This window comes from Nonomuraea turcica (genome assembly GCF_030718205.1).
GTDB lineage: Bacteria > Actinomycetota > Actinomycetes > Streptosporangiales > Streptosporangiaceae > Nonomuraea.
On sequence record NZ_JAUZQF010000005.1, the window covers coordinates 117042 to 137193 of the forward strand.

Here is a 20152-nt window from a genome sequence, read left to right on the forward strand (position 1 = left end):
GTCAGGCGCCCGGGTTTTCCGGCGGCGCGAGAAGGACGCGGATCAGCGGTGTGGCCAGGCGGAGGATGTCCTCCAGCGGAGCGCCGGCCAGGTCCGGAGTGCGCAGGACGCAGCGGTGGGTGGTGATGCCGAACATGATCGCCCCGGCCAGCGCCGCCCGCAGCCGCGGATCCGGCCCCTCCAGGCGCCGGGCGATCCGGTCGATGGCCTCGGTGGTGACGTGCCTGCGCAGCAGCTCGGCGGCCTCCTCGCTGGTCAGGCTGGTGCGCAGGAGCACGGCCATGGGGCTGTCGGGGTCGGCGGCCCAGCGCTGGAGCATGGCACGCAGGTAGTTTTCCGCCGAGGCGGCCGGATCACCCCCCACGGTGAGCGCGTCGACCTCCAGGTCGAAGGCGACGGCCTCGCGGAAGAGCTGCTGCTTGGTTCCGAAGTATTGGATCACCGAGGACTTGTCCACGTGCGCCTCGGCGGCGATGGCACGGACGGTGGCGCGGTCGTAGCCCACTCTCCCGAACACCCGCCGCGCCGCTTGCAGGATGCGGCGGCGGGTGCGCTCGCCCTTGCGCTCCGGGCCCCCGGCCTGCTCGGCGGCACTGGTCACTGCTGGTCACCTCTCCCGTGCAGGCCGATGCTACCGCCGAGCGCGCCCGGCCCCGGCCTGTCAGTGGCCGGGCTCGCCGAACGGGAACGCCGACATGTCGCCCTCCTGCATCCGCTCGAACGCCTGCCGCATCGACTCGGCGTCATTCAGATGCGGGAACGGCTCCCCAGCGGGCACGTCCACGCCGAGGAAGGCGCACAGCGGCTCCCACCCCTCCCGCACGTCGAACACCAGCAGCCGCTGCTCGGGAACGCCTTCCTTCACCGCCGCCACGTGCCGCTCGAACACCGCCACGGCCGCGTCCTCGTCCACCATGTCTCCCCCGAAGTGCCAGTCGGAGCCGAAGTAGGCCTGGCCGATCTGGTCCATCGCCGGCCGCATCCGCTCCATGGAGGCGAAGATCTGGCGGACGGCCTCGGGCAGGTCCGCGGGCAGCTCCGCCGACAGGTCCGGGCGGTTCTCACCGGACAGGAGCATCCGCACGCTCGGATACCACTTGCGCGGGTCGCGTACGGTGAGCACGATCTTCGCCTCGGGGAAGGCGTCGGCCAGTTCCCGCCAGTAGTGGCTGGCGGGCCAGTCCTGGGTCGCCTGGTAGCCCGCGAACACCCGGCTCCAGTCTTCGCGCGTCTTCACTTCGCCGGCGGCCACCGACAGCCACCGGTCGACATGGTCGGGGTGGGTCATCACCTCGGCCATGTGGTAGCAGGGGTCGAAACCCAGCCGTTCCAGGGCGGCCTTGGTCGAGGTGGTGCCGGTGCGCGGAAGACCCGCGCCGATGACCTTGAGCATGTCGACGTCCCCTGTCATGTCCGCTGACCTGTCGCCTTCAGGCTAGGAGGACCGGGGGCAAATCTCAACACTTGTTTATTTCGCGAAAACGCCCGGGCCGGCCTCGCGGCCGGCCCGGGCGTGATGCTCAGCGAAGGTCGAACCGGTCGAGGTTCATCACCTTGTCCCACGCCGCGACGAAGTCGGTCACGAACTTCTCCTTCGCGTCGTCGCTCGCGTAGACCTCGGCGAGCGCGCGCAGCTCGGAGTTCGATCCGAAGACGAGGTCGGCGCGGCTGCCGGTCCACTTGACCTCGCCCGTGGCGCTGTCGCGACCCTCGAAGGTGTTCGCGTCCTCCGACACCGCCTTCCACGTCGTGCCCAGGTCGAGCAGGTTGACGAAGAAGTCGTTGGTCAGCGACCCGGGGGTCGTGGTGAAGGCGCCGAGTGGCGACTGCTGGTAGTTCGCGCCCAGGACGCGCAGGCCACCGATGAGGACCGTCATCTCGGGGGCGCTCAGGGTCAGCAGGTTCGCCCGGTCGAGCAGCAGGTATTCGGCCGGCAGCCGGTTGCCCTTGCCGAGGTAGTTGCGGAACCCGTCGGCGGCCGGCTCGAGCGCGGCGAACGACTCCACGTCGGTCTGCTCCTGCGAGGCGTCCGCACGACCCGGCGTGAAGGGCACCTGGACGTCGGAGCCGGCGTCCTTGGCGGCCTTCTCGACGGCCGCGCAGCCGGCGAGCACGATGACGTCGGCGAGCGAGACCTGCTTGCCGCCGGTCTGGGCGCCGTTGAAGGCCTTCTGGATGCCCTCCAGGGTGCCCAGCACCGTCGCCAGCCGGTCGGGGTCGTTGACCTCCCACCCGCTCTGCGGCTGGAGGCGGATGCGCGCGCCGTTGGCGCCGCCCCGCTTGTCGCTGCCGCGGAAGGACGAGGCCGACGCCCACGCCGTCGACACGAGCTGGGACACCGACAGGCCCGAGGCGAGGATCTGGCCTTTGAGGGCGGCGACGTCCTCAGCGTCGATGAGCTCGTGCGTCACCGCGGGAAGGGGGTCCTGCCACAGCAGCGTCTCGGCCGGGACCTCCGGGCCGAGGTAGCGCACGATCGGGCCCATGTCGCGGTGGGTCAGCTTGAACCACGCGCGGGCGAAGGCGTCCGCCAGCTCGTCGGGGTGCTCCAGCCAGCGCCGCGTGATCTGCTCGTAGATCGGGTCGAACCGGAGCGAGAGGTCGGTCGTCAGCATCGTCGGGGCCACGCGCTTCGACGGGTCGTGGGCGTCGGGGACGGTGCCCGCCCCGGCGCCGTCCTTCGGCCGCCACTGGTAGGCGCCCGCGGGGCTCTTGAACAGCTCCCACTCGTAGCCGTAGAGAATCTCGAGGAAGCTGTTGTCCCACGTGATCGGGGTGTTCGTCCAGATGCCCTCGAGACCGCTGGTGATCGCGTCGGCGCCCTTGCCGGTGCCGAACGTGTTGCTCCAGCCGAGACCCTGCGCCTCGATCGGGGCGGCCTCGGGGTCGGGGCCGACGTGCTCGGCCGGGCCCGCGCCGTGGGTCTTGCCGAAGGTGTGACCGCCCACGATCAGGGCGGCCGTCTCCTCGTCGTTCATCGCCATCCGGTGGAACGTCTCACGGATGTCGCGGGCCGCGGCGATCGGGTCGGGGTTGCCGTTCGGGCCCTCCGGGTTGACGTAGATGAGGCCCATCTGAACGGCGCCGAGCGGGTTTTCCAGCTCACGGTCGCCGGTGTAGCGCTCGTCGCCGAGCCAGGTGGTCTCGGGACCCCAGTAGACGTCCTCGTCGGGCTCCCAGACGTCCGCGCGGCCGCCGGCGAAGCCGAAGGTCTTGAAGCCCATCGACTCCAGGGCGACGTTGCCGGTGAGGATCATGAGGTCGGCCCAGGAGATCTTCTGGCCGTACTTCTTCTTGACCGGCCACAGCAGGCGGCGGGCCTTGTCGAGGTTGCCGTTGTCCGGCCAGCTGTTGAGGGGCGCGAAGCGCTGCTGGCCGGCCCCGGCGCCGCCGCGGCCGTCGCTGATCCGGTAGGTGCCGGCGCTGTGCCACGCCATCCGGATCATGAACGGGCCGTAGTGGCCGAAGTCGGCCGGCCACCAGTCCTGCGAGGTCGTCAGCACCTCCAGGATGTCCTGCTTGACGGCGGCGAGGTCGAGGCTCTTGAACGCCTCGGCGTAGTCGAACTCCTCGCCGAGGGGGTTGGCCACGGCGGGGTTCTTGGCGAGGATCTTCAGGTTGAGCCGTTCCGGCCACCACTGGCGGTTTCCGCCACCCTGAGTCGGGTGCGGGGCGCGCGTGTGCGCGACCGGGCAGCCGCCTTCGCCCTCAGTCTTCGCGTCTGTGACGATTGCATCAGGGTTCTCAGCCATGGGAATCCTTCCGGACTATGCGATATCGGTGCTCAGGAGATTGCGGGCGCTGGAACAGTCGGGGCACAGGCCCCAGTAGATGACCTCGGCCTCGTCGATCACGAAACCTTGGTCGTTGGACGCCGTCAGGCAGGGCGCCTCGCCGACCGCGCAGTCGACGTCGGCGACGACACCGCACGACCGGCACACGGCGTGGTGGTGGTTGTCGCCGACGCGTCCCTCGAACCGGGCCGGGCTGCCCTGCGGTTCGATGCGGCGCAGGAGTCCCGCCGCGGTGAGTGCGTGGAGGGCCTCGTACACGGCTTGGAGGGAGACGTGGCCTACGCGATCGCGCACCCCGGAGGCGATCGCCTCGACGTCGAGGTGGTCACCCTGCCGGACGGTGTCGAGCAGCGCGACGCGGGCGGCCGTCACCCGCAGGCCTGCCCCGCGCAGCTCCTCGGCGGCGCTCGGGGTCTGGGGTGCGGTCATGGGCCAAACCTATAGGCATAAACGCGAATAGTTCAAGACAACGAACCGTACAAGTTTAGCCAACCGCGGGCGAGGTCCGTCTCTTCGATGGCGTGACGGGCCGTCCGGATGGCGGGCTTGGACGCGGCGGCCGGCGCCTTGCCGTCCGGGCTGGAGGCGACCGCATGGACCGAGCCGGTGTGGCCGGTCAGCGTGGCGAGTTCGGCGCGCCGGCCGTGCTCCCCCGTGCGAGTCGAGCGATGGTCTGTGTGCGCTCTGTAGCTATACTGTGTACATATTCCCCCATCTTGACCCTGGTGACGACCCTGGCGACGTGGTGAAGGGCAGGGGATGGGGATGGGCGACGACCAGCATGCGCCCGGTCCGCGGTTCACAGGGGCGGGCCGGATCTCGGAGGAGCGGCAACGGCTGCTGTCCGGGGTGGGTGACGATCTGTGGGGGATCGAGCTCCTGCGGTTCGCGATCCAGCAGGCGGTGGCCGATCTTGCCGGGCTGGGCGGCATGGTGCACCTGGGCCGTCCCGGCCTCGGCGGCGGGCTGCGCCTGGTGGTGACCAGCGGCCTGCCTCCGGCCTTCGCCCAGGAATGGGAGCGTATTGACGGAAGCGGCCCGCTCGCCCCGGCGCGCGCGTTCCGGGACAGTGCGTTCGTGTGGGCGCCCTTGGCGAACCTCGTCCCTGGCATGCGCGAACCTGACGCGACGGCGGGCGAGTCCCGGGCGTGGCCGGCCGGTACGGCGATGGCGGCGGTCCCGCTGCTCGGCCCGGGCCGGCCGGTCGGCACGTTGTCGGTCGTGACGCTCTCCTCGCAGGAGCCGTCGGCCGGGCAACGAGCCTTTCTCGACATGCTGGGCCGATGGGCCGGCGAACGCCTGAGCAAGCCCTCCGGACCTCCGCCTGTTTCGAGCCTCCCGGGGAGCCAGGAACAGCCCACTGGCTCGCGTCTCCCGCAGGATCTGCCGGCGGTCGGCACCTGGGACTGGGACATCCGGACCGGTGACGTCACCTGGAACGACGCGACGCTCACCGCGTTCGGCATCGCTCCTGAGACCTTCGACAGCCGGATCGAGACCTGGTTGGGCGCCGTCCACCCTGACGATCTGCCGTGGGTGCTGGCCGATATCGACGAGGCGATCCGCCTGGGACGGATGTACAGCACCGAATATCGGGTGTGCCGCCCGGACGGGACGACCGGCTGGGTACGGGTCCGCGGCCGATTGGTCGTCGATGAGAACGGTGAACCGGCACGCATGGTCGGCACCCTGTGGGACGTCACCCGGACACACGAGGCATTGGGGACGGTCACCGGTCCGCAGGCGCACAACTCCGAGCGCGCGGCCACCGAGCGGGCCTCCCGCATCAGCCAGTTGACCAGGGCGCTGGCCGAGGCGGTCACGGTGCAGGACGTGGTGGACGCCACCGCCGATCACATCCTGCCGTCGTTCGGCGCCGCCGGACTGATGCTCGCCTTCCGGGAGGGCGACCACCTGCGGCCGGTCGGGTTCACCGGATACTCCGCGGAGTTCATCGAGCGGATCTCCCGGATACCGGCCGGCTCGGGACTCCCGATCGCGGAGGTCCTGCGTCAGCGTAGCCCGCTGTTCATCACCTCGGTCGAGGAGTACATCGAGCGCTACCCGAAGACGGCCTTCCTGCCCGCGGCGGGAGGCAAGAAGGCGTGGGCCTTCCTGCCGCTGATCGCCTCCGGACGCCCGGTGGGCAGCTGTGTCGTCTCCTTCGCCGAGCCCCGCCAGTTCACCGGCGAGGAGCGCAACCTGCTCACCGCGCTCAGCGGGCTGGTCGCCCAGGCCATGGAACGGGCCCGCCTCTACGACAGGGAGCACACGCGCGCCAAGGAACTGCAGCGCGGCCTGCTCCCGCGCGAGCTGCCGCCGCTGCCCGCGGTCACCTCCGCGGCCCGCTACCTGCCCGCCGGCACAGAGATGGAGGTGGGCGGCGACTGGTACGACGTCATCCCGCTGTCGGCGAACCGGGTCGCCATCGTCATCGGCGACGTCATGGGGCACGGCGTGTCCGAGGCCGTCACCATGGGCCGCCTGCGCACCGCCGTCCGTACCCTCGCCGACCTGGAGCTGCCTCCCGACGAACTGCTCACCCACCTCAACGACCTGGTCAGCGACCTCGGCGACGACTTCTACGCCACCTGCCTGTACCTGGTCTACGACCCCACCACCCGCGGCTGCGTCCTCACCCGCGCCGGCCATCCCCCGCCCGCCGTCGTCCACCCGGACGGCAGCGTGCACTTCCCCGACGCCGACCCGAACTCGCCCCTCGGCGCCGCCACCCCGCCCTTCGACACCGTGGAACTGGACCTGCCCGACGGCAGTCTGCTGGTGCTGTACACCGACGGCCTGGTCGAATCCTCCACTCTCGACATCGACCAGGGCATGGCTCATCTCGCCAAGGCCCTCACCAGCGCCGTCCGCGAGACTCTGCCCGGCACGGCGTGCCCGCACCGCGATCATGCCGCCGCTCCGGACGCGACGGGGCTTCGCTGCGCCGCATGCCTCGAAGCCCTGTGCGACAAACTCACCACCACCCTGCTGCCCACGGACGGCACCACCGACGACGCCGCCCTGCTGATCGCGCGCACCCACGCCCTGCCGGGCGACGACATGGCCTCCTGGCCGCTGCCCGAGCACCCCAAGGCCGCGCGCCAGGCCCGCGAACACGTCCGGGCCCAGCTCAGCGCCTGGAACCTGGACGCCCTGTCGACGACCACGGAACTGCTGGCCAGCGAGCTGGTCGGAAACGTCGTCCGGCACGCCAAGGGCCCCATTCAGCTTCGCCTGCTGCGCAGCGACGTCCTCACCTGCGAGGTCTCCGACGGCAGCCTCACCACCCCCCGCATCCGCCGCGCCGCAGAAACCGACGAGGGCGGACGCGGACTCCAGCTGGTGTCCGCCATCTCCCACCGCTGGGGCACCCGCTACACCGCCACCGGCAAATGCATCTGGACCGAACAGCCTCTGAAGGCCATCGCGCCCGCCCTGCTCACCGAGCACAGCGGCCTGGACTTGTACGACCCTCTTGACGATTAGCGGCCCATGACGGTCCTGCGGCGATGGGGTGGGCCGTTCCGCACGGAGAGTGCACATCTGGGGACGAACGGCATTTACGGCGGTCTTAGGCGGCTTGATGCACTGTTATCGCATTGCATACCTATCGGGGAGGAACACCATGAGCTCTGAGCCGGACGGATTCAGCACCGCGGAAACCCTGGGGAACGAGCCGCCCAGGCGCCGCTTCCCCCGTTCCCTGCTGCTGGCCGGCACGACCGCGGTCGTCCTCGTCGCGGGCGCCGGCGTCGCCGCCGCAGCGGCCTTCTCGCCGTCGCCGTCGCCAACGCCCACGGCCACCGGCACTGCCGCACCGTCGGCGAGCCCGTCCGGTACGCCGTCCGACCAGGCACCGGGACGCGACCGTGGCTGGGGCCGCAAGATGGGCTTCGGCGGTATGCCCCTTCACGGCGAGTACGTCGTGAAGGACGGCACGGGCGCGTACGTGACCGTCGCCTCCCAGTACGGCGACGTCACGGCCGTCGACCAGGACTCGATCACGGTCAAGAGCGAGGACGGGTACACCAAGGAGTACGTGGTCAACGCAGACACCCGGATCAACCGCGGCAGCGAGGGCGTCGACGCGGTGACGACCGGGGAGAAGGTCATGGTCACCGCCAAGGTGGACGGCGGCACGGCCACGGCCGTCGCGATCCATGAGGCGGCCTTGCGCGACGGGCAGGGCTGGCGCGGCAAGGGCGGCCGCTGGCACGGCGACCACCGGCCCGGCCAGCCGCCGACCTCCTCCCCCTCGCCGAGCTCCTCGCCGAGTTCCTCGCCCACGACGACCTCCTGATCGCTGAGCGTCACGCGTCACACCAGGAAGATCAACTCGAGCCCGATCAGCACGTCGAGCACGCCGCACCACTCGGCGTAGGAGCGGGCCACCACCTTGCCACGGCGCAGGTGCACGAAGTCCCAGACGCCGTGCAGCAACCATCCCGCCGCCACCACGTAACGGCCTGCCTCCGGGTCGACGACCAGCCCGGCCAGCGCCAGCGCGCCGAACCCGATCATGCCGATCGCCTGGAGCCTGAATTCGCCGGGTCGGCGCAGATGCCCGTCGATCACGCCCCAGACCAGCACGACCAGCGCCAGGGCGAGCAGGACCGTGGACGGCGCGACAAGATCCAGCAGCCGCGCCCCGACGATGATCACCATGCCCACGCCCAGCAGCGGCCACGACAGCTCGGGCCTGCGCAGCTTGGCGACGACGAGATACAGCAGCGGCAGGGCGGGCAGAGCCTGCGCGAGGCTCTCCACCTCCTCGCTCAGGCCGCTGCCGCTGCTCAACGACAGGAACGTCAGTCCGATGGCGACCGCGGCCGGCCAGCGGCCCTTGAGTACGCCGATCCAGCGCCTGGGGGTGGGATCGGTGGTGGCGGCTTCCATGGAAGGCCTCCTTGATACGGGGGTGAGGTATGGACGACTCCAGGCTCGCCGACGCGTACACCCCATCGGTAGCGCCGAAACCGCACGTCCACGCGTGGACGTGTCACACGATCGCGTGACATTTGTCATCAGCGGGTCGGGGTACGGCGACGGCGGGCCGGCGCGGTGGATTGCTGCGACAATGGCCCCGTGCGTGACCTGCCGGTCGATCCCGGGACAGGGCTGACCAACTTCCGGCGCTACACGTGGTGGAGTCTCTTCGGCGTCACCGCGTTCTTCCTGATCTTCAGCGTCAGGAGCCGGATCACGGACCCGGCGGTGCCGGTCGCGGCCCGGCTCGCCGCCGTGGGCGCCCTGACGGTCGCGTTGCCGGCCATCGCGGTGTCGATCAGCCGCCGCCTCCCGCGGGCCGACCTCGACTCGCGCGGCGAGGACCCAGCCGGGCGGCCAGCGGTGCGGTGGCTGGTGGCCGGGGGCGCGGGCGCGGTGGTGCTGGGCGGGATCCTGCTCGCCCTGCGGGACTACGGGCTGTGGTCGTTCGGCCCGGCGATGATGATCTCGATCGTCGCGATGTTCTTGCCGGCTCGGCGCCGATGGCTGCTGATCGCCACGGCGGCGGCGGTCGCGGCGGTCCTCGGCGGGGTCACGGCCGCGGTCTCGGAGCACGCGGTCGTGTTCGCGGCGGCGTTCCCGGCCGGGCTGGTCGTCTTCACCGGCTGGGTCATGCTCGGAATGTTGTGGGCGTGGGACGTCGCGGAGCGGCTGAACGCGGCCCGCCGGTTGTCGGCGGAGCTGGCGGTCAAGGACGAGCGGCTGCGCTTCGCCGCCGACCTGCACGACATCCAAGGCCACCACCTGCAGGTGATCGCGCTCAAGAGCGAGCTGGCGGCCCGGCTGGCGCCGGCCGACCCGGCTCGGGCGGCCGAGGAGATGACGCAGGTGCGGCGGCTGGCGACGGACGCGCTGCGCGACACCCGCGCCGTCGTCCAGGGTTACCGCCGGGTCACGCTGGAGGAGGAGATCGCGAACGCGGCCGGAGTGCTCGCCGCGGCCGGCATCGACGCCCGGATGGAGCTCGACCCCGCCGCCGCTTCCGGCGTCCTTCCCGAGCCGGGCAGGCATCTGCTGGGCCTGGTGATGCGGGAGGCCACCACCAACGTGCTGCGCCACAGCCGCGCCCGGCACGCGGAGATCGCCTACCGGATCACCGGCGGCCTGGCCTGCCTGCGGATCGGCAACGACGGCGCGCCCGGTCCGCGTACCAGCCCCGGTCCGGCCACCGGCGGCGGGGCCAGGGCCGGCGTCGATGGAGACGCCGGTCCCGGTCTGGGCACCGGCCTCCATGCCCTCGCTGAGCGGCTGCGGGCCGCGGGCGGCGAGCTGACCTGGCGGCATGACGGCGACGACTTCGTCGTGACCGCCACCCTGCCGGTGGGGGCACGATGATCCGGCTGCTGATCGCCGACGATGAGGACCTGATCAGGGGCGCACTGGCGGCGCTGCTGGAGCTGGAGGAGGACCTGACCGTGGCCGCCGAGGCGGCCACCTCCACCGACGCCGTGCGCCTGGCCCGCGCGCACCAGCCCGACATCGCCGTGCTGGACCTGGAGATGCCGCCGGCCGACGGCCTGCGGGCCGCCGAGGAGATCAGGGCGGAGTCGTCCATCAAGATCATCCTGGTCACGCGGCACGCCCGGCCGGGAGTGTTGCGCCGCGCGCTGGCGGCGGGGGTGAGCGGGTTCGTGCCCAAGACCACACCCGCCACCAGGCTCGCGGAGATCATCCGCGACGTCGCGGCCGGACGACGGTACGTCGATCCCGACATCGCCGCCTCCGCGCTGACCGCGGACGACTGCCCGCTCAGCGACCGGGAGCTGGAGGTGCTGCGGGCCTCACGGACGGGCGCCTCGGTCAGGGAGATCGCCGCCCAGGTCCATCTGGCGCCGGGCACGGTACGCAACTACCTGTCGGCGGCCATGGCCAAGCTCGGCGTCAGCTCCCGCCACGCGGCCGCCCACCGGGCCTGGGAGGAAGGCTGGATCTGATGATCATTCGGCGGACCTTTCGGGGACGTGGGCAAGCTTGTCGGGATTGCTGACGGTGTAGATGTCGCGGACCTGAGAGCCGTCGGAGTTCAGGTCGACGACCATGACCGCGTACGGGGCGTTCTCCACGAACAGCACCGCGCAGGGATCGCCGTTGACCTGGCTGTATTGGAGGTCGAGGCCGTCACGAGTCTCGGCGGCGCTGGAAACGAGCACGCGGGCGACCTTGTCGCGGCCCCGGATGGGACGCGGGCCGCCGGCGTCCGACTTGCCGCCGCCGTCGGACCACAGCGTCACGTCGGGCGCCAGGAGTTCCATGAGCGCCTGGAGGTCGCCGCCGAAGGCGGCGGCCACGAACCGCTCGGTGACCTGCTTCTGGAGGTGCACGTCGACCTGAGTGCGGGGGCGGCGGGCCTGGACGTGTTCGCGGGCCCGGTGGGCGAGCTGGCGCACGGCGGCGGGGCTGCGGTCGATCATGGCGGCGATCTCGGTGTGCTGGTAGGCGAACACCTCATGCAGGATGAACACCGCCCGCTCCAGCGGCGTCAGCGTTTCCAGCACCACCAGCAGCGCGAGCGAGAGCGTGTCCGCGCGCACCGCGTGGTCGGCGGCGTCGGCCGCGGTGACGAGGGGTTCGGGCAGCCAGGGCCCGACGTAGGTCTCGCGGCGCCGGCGCAGGGCCGACTGCTGGGCGAGAGCCTGGTTGACGGCGATGCGCACCAGGTAGGCACGCGGGTGGTCGACGCGCTCCCGGCTCGCCGACGACCAGGACAGCCAGGTCTCCTGCAGCACGTCCTCGGTGTCGGCGACGCTGCCGAGCATGTTGTAGACGATGGAGAACAGCAGCTCACGATGGTCGGCGAACACCTGGGTGGCATCGGGCATCACCGGCCCCCTCTCTGTGTGACTGCTGCCTTGAGCCCGCAAAGGGGTCGAGATGTGACATCCGCAGTGGAAAAGTGACCTGGATCTCATCCGCGGGAAACGCCTTCGCCGTCAGGAAACGCTGACGACTCCCCCTGCGGCCGGGGCAGGGCCGGATCGCAGGACCTGCCGGTACACCTGTTCGTAGGCCGCGGCCATGATCTCGGCGCTGAAGCACTGCTCCACGTGCTTCCTGCACGCGTGCGGGTCGATGCGCTCGATCGACTCGATCGCCTCGGGCAGCTCGGCGACGGTCTGCAGGACGTAGCCGGTGCGGCCGTCGGCCACGACCTCCGGCACCGCGCCTCTGCCGAGCGCCACGACGGGCGTGCCGCAGGCCATCGCCTCGATGAGCACCATGCCGAACGGCTCCTCCCATTGGATGGGGAACAGCAGGCAGCGGGCGGCGGCGAGCAGCTCGCGTTTGCGGGCGGCGTCGGCCTCGCCGACGTAGGTGGCGTCGGGGCCGAGCCGGGGCCGGACGTAGGCGTCGAAGCAGGCGTGTTCGGCGGGCTCGGTGAGCTTGCCGGCCAGGATGATGCGCCGGCCCGCCGCGCGGGCGGCGTCGATGGCGAGATGGGCGCCCTTGTACGGGTGGAACCTGCCCAGCCACAACACCCACTCCTCCTTGCCGGGCTGGAAGGGGTAGGTGTCGACGTCGAGCGCGTTGTGCACGGTAGCGACCCAGCCGAGGTCGGGCGCGTGCCGGCGCTGGGCCTCGGAAATGGCCACCAGACAGATGTCGGCGCCCAGCTCCCGGTAGCACTCTCCCAGCTCTCCGTCCGCGGGGCCGTGGCAGGTGACGACGGTCGGCACGGCGCGGCAGGCCGCGGTCAGGGGGCCGGCCAGCGAGTGATCGTGCACGATGTCGGCGTCCAGTCCGGCCAGCAGCCGCCGGGCGCGGGCGGCGTGCAGCAGCTCGGGCAGCGGGTCGCCGATCCGCTCGGACGGCGGCCGCGCGTAGGTGGGCAGGAACCTCGCCGGCGCCGTGGTGTGGCCGGCGCCGATGAGGGTGACCTCGTGCCCACGCCGGTCCAGCCCGCCGATCAGGCCGGCCAGCATCTCCTCGATGCCGCCGTACGCCCGGGGCGGCACGTCCTGCCAGGGCGGGGCGATCATGGTGATGCGCAGCCGGCCGCCCGGCCGCCGGCTCTGCTGGGCCCTCTCCAGGCGCCCGTCGGCGGCGGTCATGGCGTCGCCAGCCCGTAGGTGCGATCGGCAACGCCGGCGCCGCTGGTGGGCGAGCGGGGTTCGGTGAGCAGTTCGATGCCCTCCGGCACGCCGGACACGACGGCCGTCCGCCCGTCCCTCCCGACGCTGACGGTGAGCCGGGCGCCCGCCACGGGCAGGTCCCTGATCTCGAGCTCGCCGAAGCCGTCCGGCAGCGCCGGGACGATCCAGATCTTCCCGTACGGCACCCAGGGGTCCAGCCGCAGCAGGGTACGCAGCAGGTGGATGGGCGCGGCGGCGGCCCAGGCCTGCGGCGAGCAGGACGTCGGGTACGGGATGGGCTCGAAGAACTCTGCCCGGTCGAACCCGCAGAACAGCTCCGGCAACCGGCCGCCGAACGCCTGCCCGACAGCCAGCAACCCCATCGCGATCCGCTGGGCCTCCTCGATGAAGCCGTACCGCATCAGCCCGGCCGCGATGATCGCGTTGTCGTGGGGCCACACCGAGCCGTTGTGGTAGCTCATCGGGTTGTAGGCCCCCATCGACGTGGCCAGGGTGCGCACCCCGTAGCCGGTGAACATCTCATCCGACAGCAGATGCTCCGCCACGGAGGCCGCCCTGGCCTCGTCCACGATGCCGCTCCACAGGCAGTGGCCCATGTTGGAGCCGAGGCCGTCGATGGGCCTCCCCCGCCTGTCCAGGCCCATCGCGTAGTAGCCGGCGTCCGGAAGCCAGAAGCGCTCGTTGAAGGCTCGCCTGATCGCCATGGCCCGCTCCACGCAACGTCGTTCCATCGCCTCGTCGCCCTGCTCATGAGCGAAATGGGCGCGCGCGAGGTAGGCGGCGTAGACGTACCCCTGCGCTTCGGCCAGGGCGATGGGCGGGCGGGCGATGGTCCCGTCGCTGAAGGTGATGCCGTCGAAGGAGTCCTTCCACCCCTGGTTGATCAACCCGCGGTCGGTCTTGCGGCGGTACCACAGGAGCCCGTCGGGTCCGCCGTACTCCTCGATCCAGGTCAGCGCGGCGTCGGCATGGGGCAGCAGTTCCTCGACGGCCTCGGCGTGCAGGCCCCACCGGCGCAGCTCGCCGAGCAGCATGACGAACAGGGGCGTCGCGTCGACCGAGCCGTAGTAGGCCTGGCCGCCGTACGGGGACGCGCCGTCCTGCACGCCGTAGCGCAGCTCGTGCAGGATCTTCCCCGGCTCCTCCTCGGAGAGGGGATCGACCTTGGTGCCCTGCAGCCGGGCCAGCCGCCGCATCGTGCCCAGCGCCATCGACTGGTCGAGCGGCAGCGACATCCAGGAGGTCAGCAGCGAGTCGCGGCCGAACAAGGTCATGAACCACGGCGCCCCGGCGGCGATCGCGGGCGGCTCCTGCGGATGGTGCCGGTCGAACAGCCGCAGGCTGCCCAGGTCCTGCCTGGAGCGGCGCATGACCTGGACGAGGTCGGCGTTGGTGCTGGTCAGGACCGGGCTCTCGCGGGTCCACGCGGCCAGGCGGCGGGCCGGCTCGGCATGCTCGATGGAGTGGTCCGCGGGGAACCACGCGGAGGTCTCCACACCCTCGATGATCGGATTGACCACGAGCTTCGTCCGCCACTCCGCACGAGGGGGAACCACCGCCTGGAAGGTGAGCAGCCCCGGCGTCGCCACCACCGGCGTGCCCGGCGGCTCGACCACGATCCGCGCGCCCCGCGCCCGGCTGGCCGACAACACCTCCAGCCCCGACTCGGTGGGGGTCATCTCCACATCGGGGACCGGCCGGACCCGCTCGGCCTTCACCTCGAACAGATCGGCCACGTCCGCGCCCACCTGGACGGTCACCACGCACCCCGCCGGCTCCTCCGACATGTTGCGCAGCACCAGGTCCTCGCGCAGCCCGCCGCCGACGTAGCGGTCTCGCACGACCAGCAACGTGCTCTCCACGGTGCCCGGCCGCGGCCGGGCCTTGCCCACGAACGTGGCATGATACGGCGCGGCCGAGATCGTCTGCAGCGGCTCCACGGGATAGTCGTCCACCTTCAGCACCCACCGCGACAACAGCCGGGTGTCGGCATAGTAGACACCCTGCGCGGCGCCGTGGATGATGTCGCCGCCACGCTGGCACAGGCAGAACGAACCGCCTTCCACCAGCGTGATCGTCTCTCCCAACGCCTCCGGTTGCCCCTCGAAAGTCCACGCGCTCATGGACGTGCCCCCTCGCTGTCCCCCACCCCGGTACATGCCCGCTGCATGCCGCCTGACGCCATGACCTGCGGATCCGACCGGCCGGGCGCGGCCGGGGCGGCCCCTCGGCATGACCGTGCCGAGTTTTGGTATTCAGGAGTACATGGGCTACGCCGAGCTCAGCCTGGCCACCTTGGACCGCGTCGATGAGGCGCGGCGGCCCCGCGTCGATCCGCGCCTGCTGCGGCCGCGTATCGTGCACGTCGGTCTCGGCGCGTTCCACCGGGCGCACCAGGCCCTCTCCACCGAGGAAGCCGCGGCGCGCTCGGGCGAGCCGTGGGGCATCGCGGCCGTCGCCCCGCGCTCGGCGGCCACGGTCGAGGCGATGCGCGCGCAGGACTGCCTGTACACGGTGACCGACCGGGCGCCCGGCCCGCTGCGTCCGCGGGTGGCCGGTGCGATCGTCGAGGCGCTGCTGATGCGCGCGGACGGCGCGCGGCTGCGGGACCTGCTCCGTTCGGAGGAGGTCCCGGTCGTGACGCTGACCGTCACGGAAAAGGCGTACCACCGCCGCGCGGACGTCGTCGGCCGGCTCGCCGGCGGACTGGCCGGGCGCTACCGGCACGGCGGCGCCCCGATCAGCGTCGTCTCCTGCGACAACCTGGCCGGCAACGGCCGGGTGCTGGCCACCGTGGTGCGTGACTTCGTCGCCGCGTCCCCCTGGCCGGACCGCGAGCGGCTGCTCGACTGGATGGAGGCCTCGGTCGCCTTCCCCGACACGGTCGTCGACCGGATCGTGCCCGCCACCACCCCCGGCGATCAGCGGGAGGTCTCGGCGGCCCTGGGGCTGCGCGACGCCGTGCCGGTGCTCGGCGAGCCGTACCGGCAGTGGGTGCTGGAGGACCGCTTCGCCGCGATGCGCCCGCCGTGGGAGCTCGGCGGCGCGGTCTTCGTCGCCGACGTCACGCCCTACCAGCTGCGCAAGCTGCGTCTGCTCAACGGGGCGCACTCCGCGATGGCCTACCTCGGGTCCGCGGCCGGCTGCCGCACGGTCGCGGAGGTGCTGGAGACGGGGTGGGGGGAACGGTTCGTGCGCGCCTTCGGCGCGGAGGTCGCCGCGACGCTGCCGGGCCCCGCAGCCGAGGCGGCCGCCTACGTCGACCAGCTGGTCGAGCGCTTCCGCAACCCCGAGCTGCGCCACCTGCTGCGGCAGATCGGATCGGACGGCTCGGCGAAGATCCCCGAACGCTGGTTCGATCCGCTGCGCGCCCTGCGGCCCGCGCCCATGCTCGAACTGGCGCTGGCCGCCTGGGTGAATGCCACCGGCCCCGACGGCCTGAGCTTTGGCATGACCGACCCTCAGGCGCAGGCGCTGGCCGGCTGCCACCGGGGTGCGGCGGGCCCGGGCGAGGTGGTGGCGCGGCTGCTGCGCCTGACCGGCGCCCCTGATCTCGCCGAGCGGGCGGACCTCACCGCGGCGGTCGCCGCCCACCTCCCCGCCCTGCGTGCCGGGCGCGTCGACGTCTGACCGGGCGGCTCACCAGGACGACACCAGGTCGGCGAATCTCGCGGGCTGCTCCAGGTGCAGGAAATGCCCGGCCTCCGGCCACACGACGGTCGTGGAGCGCGGATGCGCCGGCAACCCCGCCTCCCAGCACGCCGCCTCCGGCACATTGTGGACGGCGAGCACCGGGCAGACCCGCCTGGCCAGATACCGCTCGGAGGCCCGGCGCACCCCGAAGGCCCCCGGCAGCGTGTATATGCCGGCGTAGCACTCGGCCAGCACGTGCCCCGGCGTGGCCAGCAGCTGCTCGGCCACCGGCGCGGGCAGCGGCCCGAGCTGCCGCGACGCCGCCTCGGCGCCGTCCGCCCGCAGCGCGGCCAGGCGGCCGGGGATGAGCCGCTCCTCGGCCTCGTCCGCCCCGTAGGCCGGGGCGACCACGACCATCGCGCGGACCGTCGAAGGATGCTCGACCGCCAGCGCGGTGACGACCTGGCCGCCCATGGAGTGCCCGACGGCCACCACGGGCTCCTCGATCCACGGCAGCAGATCGCCGGCCAGGTCGGCGGGGGTGTAACCGGTCGCCGGCGCCGGGGACCTGCCGTGGCCGCGCAGGTCCACGGCGATCACCCGGCGCTCGCCGAAGTCGAGCGCGTCCCACACGCGGTGGTCGCCGCCCCATCCATGCACCAGCAGCAGCGGCGGGCCGGCGGACCCGCGCGTCTGGACGTGCACGCTCATCGGCGTCAGTCCTCCAGGTACAGGACCACGGTGCTGAGCGGCTCGACCTCGATCGAGCCGCCGAGCCTGACCTGCCGGCCGGTGCCCAGGTCGCGGGCCGTGCCGGGACCGGTGGTGTAGAGGCGGCGGGTGCGCTCACCGTCGGTGTTCATCCCGATCAGGTAGCGGCCGTAGGAGCAGCGGTAGAACTGCGCCTTGCCCACGAAGAGCTTCTCGACGCCGGGGAAGTCCACCCCGAGCGCCGGGTCGGGCACGTCGGCGGGATGCGGCGCGACTTTGAGCACCTCACCGGCGAAGGCCTGGTGCAGCTCGGAGCCGGGCGGCGGGAAGCCGCCGGGCGGGATGTGGGAGGCGGCCGGGTCGTTGATGGCGAAATTGGAGCAGACCCAGTCCTGCTCCGTCCAGATCTCGCCGGTCGGGATGACGGAGCACTGCTGGCGGAGCGTGGCGACCCGGTGGGTGTCAGGGGTGATGTGGTGGACACGGGCCAGGTTGTTCACGGCCTGCCTCGCCCGCCAATAGAGGCAGGCGTAGAGGATCTCCTGGCCGTTCTTGATGGCGACGACGCCGTTCTCCTCGTCGGTGAAGACGAACGAGGGCGCGTCCCAGTCCATGGGGAAGGCCTGCGGCCGCGCCGTACGGGCGGTGAAGGCGGGCCAGTCCCGCGCGAGCAGGCGCAGGGCGACCACCCCGACCCGCGACCAGGAGTGCGTCTGAAGCAGGTCGAGACCGCCGAAGAACTGGTTGTCGCCGACCATGCGCTGGCCGCGGCCCACCAGGGCGGGATCGTCGAAGACCGCGGAGGCCATGAGCGGGTGGCCGTCCCAGTCCACCCGCTGGGCGTAGGTGACGACGCCCGGATAGTGGTCGTCGCGCCAGCCGACCGCCGCCTCCAGGCGCATGGTGCGGTAGCCGTCGTTGTCGACCTCGGGGTAGCGGAACACCGCCCGCGCGTTGATCATCTTGACCAGCTGGGCCTCGAGCTCGGGATCCTTGACCCCGTCGAAGCGGGTGACCGCCTCATACAGCAGCACCAGCCAGCAGGTGACCTCGCCGTAGCTGCCGACGTACCCCAGCTCCTTGGTCAGCCCCTTGCGCGTGGCCTGGTAGAAGTGCTCGCCCAGCGGCTTGCTCGGCGTGCCGGAGGCGTCCTCCCTGCCGAGGAAGGGCTTGAGCCCGACGGCCTGGTGGATGTAGTCGCGGGCCTTCTCCTCCGCCAGCGGGGCCTTATCCGGATTTATCAGCATCAGGCCGCGATTGCAGCGGTAGATGCCGAGCGCGCAGATCTGCACCTGGTTGCTGTAGTGCGGCATGTGCCGGCGCCAGTACGCGATGGACTCCGTCATCATCTTCGTATATGCGGCGCGGCGGACCGGCAGATCCCCTTGGTCCGGCTCGGTGGCCCCGGCCAGCGGGGTGACCTCGACGTCGTCGAACCAGGCGGTGCCGCCGCCGTGGACCCGCACGTCCAGCCGGAGCTCGACGGCGGTGGCCGGGGTGGTCAGCTCGGTGGTGATCTGGGTCCAGTCGTTGGTGCCGGTGGGCGCGAAGACCCTCTGGTCGGTGCCGACGATCTTCCCGGCCGGGTCGTAGAAGAGCACGTTGAGGTACGCGCCGGGGGCGGCGACGTTCTCGGTCCTGACCCAGACGCTGTAGCGGTGCTTGCCCTGGCCGATCAGCGTACGGTTCTGCGAGGTGCTCCACCCGGCCACGGCGCCCGCGTCGGCGGCGACCTTGACCGAGCGGGAGCCGCCGTGCGTGACGGCGTCGTCCCAGAGCCAGGTGGCGGTGCCGGCCCATCGGGCGCTCGTCCAGCCGGCCGGAGCCGTGCCGCCGCGCTCGAAGCCGGGGTTGGGCGCGCCCACGGCCCTGGCCCCGATCTTCCGTTCCAGGCGGTCGCCCAGCACGTCCTTGAGCAGGACCAGCACGTGACCCACCTTGCCGAAGCCCTCCCACTGCTGGTCGGAGGCCGTCAGCACGGTGGGGTCGGTGAGCCACTTGGTGTAGCGGGCGTCGATCGCGGCCAGCACCTGGTCGATGGCCTCGGGGTTCTGGTAGGCGGGGCTGCCGGGGTAGAAGTAGCCCTCGGCCAAACTGAGGTAGGCCCAGGAGTCCATCGAGGCGGCGCTGCCGCCCAGCCAGCTGCGGTGCTCTCTGACCACCCTGGCCTTGATCGTCTCCAGGACCTCGGGTCCCGGCTCGGGCCGGACGGGCGCCTCGGGCGCGGGGCCCTGGATGCCGTCTCCGGGGAAGTACGGCTCCTTGTGCGTGAAGATCCGGTAGAAGGGGCGGGTCGGCTTGTTCAGCGTGCGGTAGAACTCGGCGGCGTTCTGGCCGTAGCCCCAGACCCGGCCCATCGCCCGGATCTCCAGCGTGACCTGCTCCTTGTCCCTGGTCATCGCCTCGGGTAACGGCAGGGTGTGGTAGTGGAAACGGCCCGGCGCGTGCGCGTCCAGGCTCAGGATGTCCAGCGGGTCGACCGCGCCCAGGTGGTAGTGGCCGACCTGCTCGCCCTCGCAGAAGAGCTGCAGCCGGGACTGGTCGGCCTCGGTCGGGGCGCGGTCGCCGCCCCAGAGTTTGATGGTGACGTACGTGGTGCCGTCAGGCACGCACTTGACGGTGCAGGCGACGGTGCCGCCCCAGGCGCTCGCGGGCGTCTGGGGGTTGAGCACACGGGCGCTCTGGCCGAGCGCCCCTGCCACCACGTCGGACCCCGCCGGGGTGACCGCGTGCGCGGCCTCCGACGCCGCGTCGCCGAAGATCACCTCGTCGAGTGGCCGGCCGGGGCGGGCGGTGGCGGCCGCCGCGGGCCCGGACAGCAGGCTCCAGCTCGCGGCGGCCGCGGCTCCGGCGCCGCTCGCGCGGAGCAGGGCACGCCGGGACAGTTCGGGCTTCATGGGGGGTGCGTTCCTT

At 71.8% G+C, this 20152-nt stretch carries 15 protein-coding genes; 5 read left to right on the top strand and 10 right to left on the bottom strand.

The window, feature by feature from the left end:
- Position 1 precedes the first annotated feature (1 nt).
- The 4 genes from Q9G87_RS14995 to Q9G87_RS15010 all read right to left on the bottom strand — a co-directional run bounded on the left by Q9G87_RS14995 (position 2) and on the right by Q9G87_RS15010 (position 4223).
- Positions 2-601 (bottom strand): TetR/AcrR family transcriptional regulator, encoded by a 600-nt coding sequence (locus Q9G87_RS14995; protein ID WP_305916942.1) that lies wholly within the window; start codon positions 599-601, stop codon positions 2-4.
- A 60-nt stretch (positions 602-661) separates the two neighbouring features.
- A complete protein-coding gene (locus Q9G87_RS15000) occupies positions 662-1411 on the bottom strand; it encodes a sulfotransferase family protein (RefSeq protein ID WP_305916943.1) in 750 nt (249 codons plus the stop codon).
- 109 nt (positions 1412-1520) lie between these two features.
- Positions 1521-3752, bottom strand: a complete 2232-nt coding sequence (katG, locus tag Q9G87_RS15005; RefSeq protein WP_305916944.1) for a catalase/peroxidase HPI — start codon at positions 3750-3752, stop codon at positions 1521-1523.
- Positions 3753-3767: 15 nt separating this feature from the next.
- Positions 3768-4223: a Fur family transcriptional regulator gene (locus tag Q9G87_RS15010; protein WP_305916945.1), complete on the bottom strand. Its 456-nt coding sequence runs from the start codon at positions 4221-4223 to the stop codon at positions 3768-3770.
- A 336-nt stretch (positions 4224-4559) separates the two neighbouring features.
- On the opposite strand from Q9G87_RS15010, the gene Q9G87_RS15015 reads away from it, so the two are divergent.
- Positions 4560-7283 (top strand): SpoIIE family protein phosphatase, encoded by a 2724-nt coding sequence (locus tag Q9G87_RS15015; RefSeq protein ID WP_305916946.1) that lies wholly within the window; start codon positions 4560-4562, stop codon positions 7281-7283.
- A gap of 139 nt (positions 7284-7422) precedes the next feature.
- On the top strand, positions 7423-8097 hold the full coding sequence (locus Q9G87_RS15020; RefSeq protein ID WP_305916947.1) for a hypothetical protein: 675 nt from the start codon (positions 7423-7425) through the stop codon (positions 8095-8097).
- 17 nt (positions 8098-8114) lie between these two features.
- On the opposite strand, the gene Q9G87_RS15025 is transcribed toward Q9G87_RS15020, so the two are convergent.
- Positions 8115-8693, bottom strand: a complete 579-nt coding sequence (locus tag Q9G87_RS15025; protein WP_305916948.1) for a hypothetical protein — start codon at positions 8691-8693, stop codon at positions 8115-8117.
- 189 nt (positions 8694-8882) lie between these two features.
- On the opposite strand from Q9G87_RS15025, the gene Q9G87_RS15030 reads away from it, so the two are divergent.
- A complete protein-coding gene (locus Q9G87_RS15030) occupies positions 8883-10139 on the top strand; it encodes a sensor histidine kinase (RefSeq protein WP_305916949.1) in 1257 nt (418 codons plus the stop codon).
- Positions 10136-10738, top strand: coding sequence for a response regulator transcription factor (locus tag Q9G87_RS15035; RefSeq protein WP_305916950.1), 603 nt, complete (start codon positions 10136-10138; stop codon positions 10736-10738). The genes Q9G87_RS15030 and Q9G87_RS15035 overlap by 4 nt, the downstream gene beginning before the upstream one ends.
- Positions 10739-10741: 3 nt before the next feature.
- Here the strand turns inward: Q9G87_RS15035 and Q9G87_RS15040 are convergent, their stop codons facing one another.
- The 3 genes from Q9G87_RS15040 to Q9G87_RS15050 form a co-directional block, all read right to left on the bottom strand.
- Positions 10742-11623 (bottom strand): RNA polymerase sigma-70 factor, encoded by an 882-nt coding sequence (locus Q9G87_RS15040; RefSeq protein WP_305916951.1) that lies wholly within the window; start codon positions 11621-11623, stop codon positions 10742-10744.
- A gap of 111 nt (positions 11624-11734) precedes the next feature.
- Positions 11735-12853: a glycosyltransferase family 4 protein gene (locus Q9G87_RS15045; protein ID WP_305916952.1), complete on the bottom strand. Its 1119-nt coding sequence runs from the start codon at positions 12851-12853 to the stop codon at positions 11735-11737.
- The gene (locus Q9G87_RS15050) at positions 12850-15018 is read right to left on the bottom strand and encodes an amylo-alpha-1,6-glucosidase (RefSeq protein ID WP_305916953.1); all 2169 of its coding nucleotides are present in this window, start codon (positions 15016-15018) and stop codon (positions 12850-12852) included. The genes Q9G87_RS15045 and Q9G87_RS15050 overlap by 4 nt, the downstream gene beginning before the upstream one ends.
- Before the next feature lie 142 nt (positions 15019-15160).
- On the opposite strand from Q9G87_RS15050, the gene Q9G87_RS15055 reads away from it, so the two are divergent.
- Complete coding sequence (locus tag Q9G87_RS15055; protein ID WP_305916954.1) at positions 15161-16525, top strand: mannitol dehydrogenase family protein; 1365 nt, start codon at positions 15161-15163, stop codon at positions 16523-16525.
- Positions 16526-16534: 9 nt separating this feature from the next.
- Here the strand turns inward: Q9G87_RS15055 and Q9G87_RS15060 are convergent, their stop codons facing one another.
- Positions 16535-17239, bottom strand: coding sequence for an alpha/beta fold hydrolase (locus tag Q9G87_RS15060; RefSeq protein ID WP_305916955.1), 705 nt, complete (start codon positions 17237-17239; stop codon positions 16535-16537).
- A 5-nt stretch (positions 17240-17244) separates the two neighbouring features.
- Positions 17245-20136: a carbohydrate binding domain-containing protein gene (locus tag Q9G87_RS15065; protein ID WP_305916956.1), complete on the bottom strand. Its 2892-nt coding sequence runs from the start codon at positions 20134-20136 to the stop codon at positions 17245-17247.
- Between the last annotated feature and the right edge of the window lie 16 nt (positions 20137-20152).